A 7,580-nucleotide genomic window follows, 5' to 3' on the forward strand; every position below is an offset into this window, starting at 1 on the left:
ACTTGACCAGACTCATTAGTTTGCAAATTACTATAAACGATACCGGTATTATTATATTCTTCATCTAAGCCATAGATATTTACAGTAGCATCTTGAATAGGTCTATTTGTTGAAGAATCTATAACACTAACCGTTAAGAAACCATCTTGCATATAATCACCCCTTCTATCTATAAAATAAGTTATTTACATTTTAATTTATTCTATGAAAAGTACATTGATTTTGTTAAGAAAAAGAGAAATTAAAAATGATAATATTAAATTTTTTTAGTAATGGGGATAATAAATATTAAAATGAAATCTTTATATAATAATATATATGCAAAGAAAGGTTATATGAAAATATGAAAATTGATTTATTGATTTTAGCAGTAATACCTGTAGCTATTTTTATATGGTGGATACGTTTAAAAGATAGATATGAAAAAGAGCCTATTATTAAGTTAATATCATACTTTATTTTGGGAATAGTAGTAAGTATTTTAGCTATAATTTTTGAATTATATTTAAATAAAGTTGATATATTTATGGGAGCTATTAAAGATTTATATATTGCATTTTTTATAACTGCATTTACAGAAGAAGGATTAAAAGCTATTATATTAATACCTATTTTATTAAAGGATAAAGACTTTAATGAAAAGATTGATGGGATAGTGTATTCAGTTTTTTTATCTTTAGGATTTGCAACAGTTGAAAATATAATATACTTAATGAGAGAGAGTAGTGATTTATATTTACAGCTGGGAATAACTAGAGGTTTAATATCTATACCTTCTCATATAATGTTTGCTATAACTATGGGGTATTATATTTCAAAATATAAATTTGAAGAAGATAAAAAGAAAAGAAATAAATATTTAGCATATTCAATTATAATTCCTATATTACTTCATGGAGTTTTTGATTTTATCTTGATGATAGGATATAGATGGGCTATTATAGTCTTTATAGTATATATAATATTTTTATGGAAGGTTAACTTAGATAAGATAGATAAATTTACATTATATTCAAAAATAAGATTTTATAAGCGAAAATATAAGAATGGGAAGGGAGATAAAATTGACTAATCTACCACAACAATTTTTAGATGAAATGAAAGAAATTTTAGGACAAGAGTTTGATAATTTCTTAAAAAGTTATGATGATCCTAAAACTACTGGTTTAAGGTTAAATACTATGAAAATGAGTAAAAAAGAATTATTGGATTTAGATTTATTCCAATTAACAGATATACCATGGTCTAAGGAAGGGTTTTACTATGATGAATCTATAGATAGACCAGGTAAAAATCCTCTTCATGAAAGTGGTGCATATTATTTACAAGAACCTTCTGCTATGAGCGTAGTTCCTAAATTGGATGTACAAGAGGGGGATAAAGTTTTAGATTTATGTGCGGCACCTGGAGGAAAATCTACATACATATTATCAAAATTAAACAATACAGGTTTACTAATATCTAATGAAATAAACCCTACTAGAATTAAGGCTCTAGGTGAAAACTTAGAAAGATTTGGAGCTAAAAACTGTATTATTACAAATACAGACTCATCTAATTTAAAAAAAGTATTTACAGGGTATTTTGATAAAATAGTTATAGACGCACCTTGTTCTGGTCAAGGAATGTTTAGAAAAGATGAGGTAGCGATAAAAGATTGGAGTTATAGTAAAGTACTAGAGTGTCAATCCATACAAAAAGAGATAATACGAGATGGATTTAGAATGCTAAAAAAAGATGGAATTCTAGTTTATTCTACATGTACCTTTGCAAAAGAAGAAAACGAATATGTTATTGAGGAATTTATAAATGAGTTTGAGGATGCAGACCTTATAGAAATGCACAGACTTTGGCCTCATCAAGTTAAAGGTGAGGGACATTTCGTTGCAAAAATTAGAAAAAGTAGTGATGAAGAATGTTATACAAAAAAGGTTAAAACTAAATCACTAAATAAAGAATTAAAAGATTATAGAGAATTTGAAAAGAAATTTTTAAATGTAGATATAAAAGGTGATTTTTATTTAAAAGGTGAAAACTTATATTTATTACCGGATAATTGCCCTGATACTAAAAAATTAAAGGTACTTAGAAATGGTCTTCATTTAGGTATTCTTAAGAAAAATAGATTTGAACCATCTCATGCATTATCACATTATTTAAAAATAGATGATGCTAAGTATGTGGAAAATTTAAAAATAGATGATACGAAAGCTTTAGAATATTTAAAAGGGAATACTCTTAACACAAATCAAAGTAGAGGCTGGGTATTAGTTACTATAGAAGGTATACCTCTAGGATGGGGTAAAGAGTCTAATGGAATTTTAAAAAATCACTATCCAAAAGGGCTTAGAATTAACTATACTTAAATTGGTGTAGTAAAAATTTTAACTATGAAGGATAATAGATAAATTAAATTTAATAATATAAAATATTTAACTTATGAAAATTACTAGAATTATAAGTAACATATTTTATAGAATAGCATATTATTGAGGAGATGATATTTTGAGTGAAAAAGTGAAAAAAGAAATTTTTGAATGGATTAAGGTATTTGCATTAGCTATCGTATTTGCCTTTTTAATAACACAATTTATAAAACCTACATTAGTAAGAGGAGATTCTATGTATTCTACTTTAGAAGAAGGTGATTATTTAATTATAAATAGGATGGCTTATAAATTTGGTGATCCACAACGTGGAGATATAATAGTCTTTGAATCTGATTTACAACAAGATGACGGAACAAGCAAAGATTTAGTAAAAAGGGTAATAGGTGTTGGTGGAGACACAGTCAAGATAGAAAATTCAAAAGTATATGTGAATGGAACAGAGCTAGATGAGCCATACATAGATGAGCAAATAACGGAAGGTAATGTAGATACTGTTGTGCCAGAAGGGACAGTTTTTGTTTTAGGAGACAATAGAGATATAAGTTTAGATAGTAGATATGAGCAGGTAGGGTTTATCAATGAGTCTGATATATTAGGTAAAGTTTTTGTTAGGTTATATCCTTTTAATAAAATTGGGCTATTAGAATAAAATAGTAAAGGGGTAGTTAAGATGAAGCGATTAAATTTAAATATTGAAGGCAAAATAAAAAGCTTTTTAATAGAAGATGATTCACAAGGTATAAAATTAGAAGATATTATCCATGAAATAGAGGATAATTATAATGGATATATTACTATTGCATCTATAGATAATAAGCTAAAAGAATTAACTACTATAATAAATGAAGATTGTAATATTAAATTCTTAGATACTAATAATAGTGATGGGTATAGAGTTTACTCTAGATCTCTTACTCTTGTTTTTATAATGGCTTGTGAAGAATTATATGATAATTGCAAGGTTACCATAGAACATTCTTTATCTAATGGATTGTATTGTGAAGTTCATACAAGTAAAGTATTAACAGAAAGAGATAAAGATATTATAAAGGCAAAAATGCAAGAGATTATAGATAAAGATTATCCTATAGAAAAAAGTGTTACTACTAAAAAAGAAGCCATAGAGCTTTTTAAAAAACATAATATGCTTAGTAAAGCAGAATTATTAAATTATAAAGAGTATGATGACGTAAAAATATATAAGTGTAATAACTATATAGATCATTTCTATGGTCATATGTTACCATCAACAGGCTATTTAAAAGTATTTGATTTAATAAAATATGAAGGTGGATTTATACTTATTGGTCCTAGTGAAGATAATAAATATAAATTGAAAGAATTTATACCACAACCTAAGTTATCAAATATTTATCTAGAAATGGAAAATTGGTCAAAACTTATGGGTGTTGATACAGTTTTATCACTAAATAAAATAATAGAAAATAAAAAGTACGGAGATTTAATAAGAACAGTAGAAGCACTACAAGAGAAGAAATTAGGTAATATTGCAGATATAATAAAACAAGAAAACAAAAGAATAATATTAATTGCTGCACCATCTTCATCAGGAAAAACTAGTTTTGCTCATAGATTATCTATTCATTTAAGAGTAAATAATTTATCTCCTGTACCAATATCTTTAGATGATTATTTTGTAGATAGGGATAAAACACCTTTAGATGAATTTGGTAATTATGATTTTGAGTCAATACGTGCTATAAATCTGGAAAGATTCAATAATGACTTAAGGGATTTATTAGAAGGAAAAGAGGTAACAATACCTAGATTTAATTTTAAGCTTGGTAAGAGTGAAGAAGGCAAAAAGCTTAAAATAGAAAAAAATCAGCCAATAATATTAGAAGGTATACATGGTTTAAACCCTATACTAACTTCATCTATTCCGAATAAAGATAAATTTAAAATATATTTAAGTGTATTAACCCAAGTAAATTTAGATGATCATAATAGAATACCTACAACGGATTTAAGACTTATAAGGAGAATTGTTAGAGATAATCAATTTAGAGGACATGATGCTACAAGGACTATATTAACATGGGATTCTGTACGAAGGGGAGAAAAACAAAATATATTTCCTTATCAAGAAGAGGCTGATATTATATTTAACTCATCTTGTTTATATGAACTGGCTATATTAAAAGCATATGTGAGACCACTACTAGAAAAAATAGATATTGAAAGTGAAGCTTATTCAGAAGCAAATAGAATATTAAAATTCCTTCAATATTTTGTTGAATTAAAGGATACATCTGATTTACCACCTACATCTATATTAAGAGAATTTATAGGTGGCAGCAAAATTGTTGATTAAAGACGGACTATTTTAGTCCGTCTTTTTATTGTAAAAATAATATATCAATGTTTATTTAATAGTACTAATATTACAAATTAGAAAATGATTTATAAAAAAAATACTATAGTTTTAAATATTATTAAAAATTGAAAGAATTTTTTAAAGAAAAATAAAAAAATAAATTTAATTGTGTAGAAATTTTTGACAATTATATATACTTTAATATATAATGGGATTATATTAAATATAAAAATATTTTAGGGGTGGAATATATGAAAGAAGTATTAGTATTGAGAGATTTAGATTGTATAAAAGCAATTGCTCATCCTCGTAGGGTTGATATTTTGAAAACGTTTGAATCTGAACCTTTATCAGCTAAACAGCTATCTGAAATCTTAGATGAGCCACATGCAAAAATTAACTATCATATTAAAACGTTATATAATGTGGGGATATTAGAATTAGTTGAAGAAAAAATTAAGTCAGGTATTGTAGAGAAATATTATTATCCAACTGCAAACAACATAGTAATAAGTAGAAAAATAATTGATTACACTTTAGAGCAAGATATCGAAAATGATTATATATCAATATCAGATTTTGAAGATACTATAGAATCATTCTATGACGCGGCTGAAGTGGGAGCTTTAAATGGGGACAGTGTCTTAGAATATGATGATGTTCTTTTAACTCAAGATGAGATAAAAGAATTAAGAAGTGCAGTTAAACTTAAGATAGATGAGATGTTATCAAAAAGAAATAATAATGGTAGAGAAAAGGAAAAGAAACATGATATAGTAATGTTTGCAATTCCTTCAGAAATCAATAAATAGTATATAAAGTATCAACTTTGGTTGATACTTTTTTTGTGAAAAATAGTATATAATAAAAAATTAATATAGTATATATATTAGAAAATACTTAATGATAGTCTTTGAGCTAAATCTTCAAGTACTTTTAATCCAGCTATACTATTTCCTTTTTTATCTAAAGACGGTCCAAACACACCGATACCCATTCTATTTGGAACAGAGGCCATGATGCCACCACCTACACCTGATTTAGCTGGTATACCGACTTTTAATGCAAACTCTCCAGAAGCATCATACATTCCACAAGTAACCATAAATGTTTTTATCATTCTAGATATATTCTCACTAATAACTCTTTCTCCTGTTTCTATATCAATGCCATAGTTTGCAAAGAGCAATCCTATTCTAGCTAGGTCTACTACGCTTACTTCTATTGAACATTGCTTGAAATAAAGTTCAAGAGTTTCATTTACATCTCCTTCTATAATTCCATCATTCTTCAATAGATAAGCCATAGCTCTATTTCTATCGCCAGTCAATTTTTCCGATTCATATACAGAATTATTAATTTGTAAGCTATCATTTTTAGCTAGTTTTCTAAAGAATGATAGCATTCTTTCTTCTTTATCCTTTAGATTTTTACCTTTGATTAAAGAAGTAGTTACTATTGCACCTGCATTTATCATTGGATTACAAGGTATTTTAGTATCATTTGTTTCTAATTTCATTATAGAATTAAAAGGATCTCCACTTGGTTCCATTCCAACCTTTGAAAATACATAGTCCCATTCATTATCCATTAAAGCCATAGCAAGTACGATTGTTTTAGAAATACTCTGTATAGTGAATTTTTTATCATAATCACCAGCACAATAAATATTATTATATTTGTCTATTATGCATATTCCTAAATCATCACCATTTGCTTTCTTTAATTCAGGAATATAAGTGGCAACTTGCCCATTAGCTGTATGTTTTCTATTAGATACAATTATATCACTTAACATATTTTCCATATAAAGATCCCTCCTAATATTAATATTTGTAATTTTATTATATTTAAAACATAAAAATTTATTATATATTAAAAATATACTTATATAATTTTACCAAATTAGCATAAAATTTTATTATTTTGAAATAATGTTGTATGTAACATTATACTTTGAAACAGGATAAAGTTCAATTTCCACTCTAGGATTTTCTTTATCAATAAAATCAAATAATAATACAGGTTTTAATTGCTTATCATTTTTTATGATACCACTTTTTTCAATTCCGTCACAAATACTCTTAGGATAGTTATGTAAATCACCCATTCGTTTGTTAGGAAAGTATAACTTCATAACAGTTATTAAATCTTCTTCTATTACTTCGCCATGATACTGAGTATTTATATAACCAGCAATCATATTTTCGTAAGCAACATATTTAGAATATTTTCCTGTTGAAGGCATCCAAGCTTGACCATGAATGTTATGAAGTTTAAAATTAGATTTACTAATAGGTCTGCCTGGTATTGTTAGTTTAATCAAATTATCACTTCCTTATCACTAGTTTATTATAAAACTAAAGAGGATTTAAAGAAAGGATATTTTATGGATAAAGAGAAAATAATAAAGTTTTTTAAAAATAGAGGTATAGATGCTGTTGGAGTTGCAGGTGTTGGACCATACCATGATTTAAAAGAAGTATTACAAGATAAAGTTAACAAAGGCTTAATAACTGGTATGGAAGAGCCTGATTTAGAAAAAAGAACTAACCCTAAACTAATAATGGATAATGCAAAATCTATCATTGTATGCGCTTTTCCTTATTATTTAGGAAATGAATACGACTCTAATATATCTAAATACTGTTATGGACGAGATTATCATTTAGTTGTAAAAGAAATACTTACAGATATATGTGAAGAAATAAAAAGTAAACAAAGTGACTTTGAATATAAAATATTTGCAGATAATGGTCCATTAGTAGATAGATATTTAGCTTATTTATCAGGTATTGGGTATTATGGCATCAATAATAATATAATAACTGATAAATATGGATCTTATGTAT

General features: G+C 26.4%; 8 protein-coding genes. 6 read left to right on the top strand and 2 right to left on the bottom strand.

The window, feature by feature from the left end; all coding sequences use genetic code 11:
- Nucleotides 1–343: 343 nt before the first annotated feature.
- From J7G74_RS03910 to J7G74_RS03930, 5 genes are all read left to right on the top strand, one after another.
- The gene (locus J7G74_RS03910; RefSeq protein ID WP_297132183.1) at nt 344–1,072 is read left to right on the top strand and encodes a PrsW family intramembrane metalloprotease; all 729 of its coding nucleotides are present in this window, start codon (nt 344–346) and stop codon (nt 1,070–1,072) included.
- A complete protein-coding gene (locus J7G74_RS03915) occupies nt 1,065–2,366 on the top strand; it encodes an RsmF rRNA methyltransferase first C-terminal domain-containing protein (RefSeq protein WP_297132185.1) in 1,302 nt (433 codons plus the stop codon). Before J7G74_RS03910 ends, J7G74_RS03915 begins: the two co-directional genes overlap by 8 nt.
- A gap of 139 nt (nt 2,367–2,505) precedes the next feature.
- Nucleotides 2,506–3,039, top strand: coding sequence for a signal peptidase I (lepB, locus tag J7G74_RS03920; protein WP_297132187.1), 534 nt, complete (start codon nt 2,506–2,508; stop codon nt 3,037–3,039).
- Between the two features lie 21 nt (nt 3,040–3,060).
- Nucleotides 3,061–4,725: a nucleoside kinase gene (locus J7G74_RS03925; RefSeq protein ID WP_297132189.1), complete on the top strand. Its 1,665-nt coding sequence runs from the start codon at nt 3,061–3,063 to the stop codon at nt 4,723–4,725.
- Nucleotides 4,726–4,979: 254 nt separating this feature from the next.
- Nucleotides 4,980–5,540 carry an ArsR/SmtB family transcription factor gene (locus tag J7G74_RS03930; RefSeq protein WP_297132191.1) on the top strand — a complete coding sequence of 187 codons (561 nt, stop codon included), beginning with the start codon at nt 4,980–4,982 and terminating at the stop codon, nt 5,538–5,540.
- 77 nt (nt 5,541–5,617) lie between these two features.
- Here J7G74_RS03930 and glsA read toward each other — a convergent pair whose 3' ends face one another.
- Nucleotides 5,618–6,535 (bottom strand): glutaminase A, encoded by a 918-nt coding sequence (glsA, locus tag J7G74_RS03935; protein WP_297132193.1) that lies wholly within the window; start codon nt 6,533–6,535, stop codon nt 5,618–5,620.
- A gap of 114 nt (nt 6,536–6,649) precedes the next feature.
- The gene (locus tag J7G74_RS03940) at nt 6,650–7,054 is read right to left on the bottom strand and encodes a RusA family crossover junction endodeoxyribonuclease (RefSeq protein WP_297132196.1); all 405 of its coding nucleotides are present in this window, start codon (nt 7,052–7,054) and stop codon (nt 6,650–6,652) included.
- 63 nt (nt 7,055–7,117) lie between these two features.
- Between J7G74_RS03940 and J7G74_RS03945 the strand changes: the two genes are divergently transcribed.
- Nucleotides 7,118–7,580: epoxyqueuosine reductase (locus J7G74_RS03945; protein ID WP_297132197.1), on the top strand; the 463-nt coding region annotated here is incomplete at its 3' end.

Source organism: Terrisporobacter sp. (assembly GCF_017888745.1).
Classification (GTDB): domain Bacteria; phylum Bacillota; class Clostridia; order Peptostreptococcales; family Peptostreptococcaceae; genus Terrisporobacter.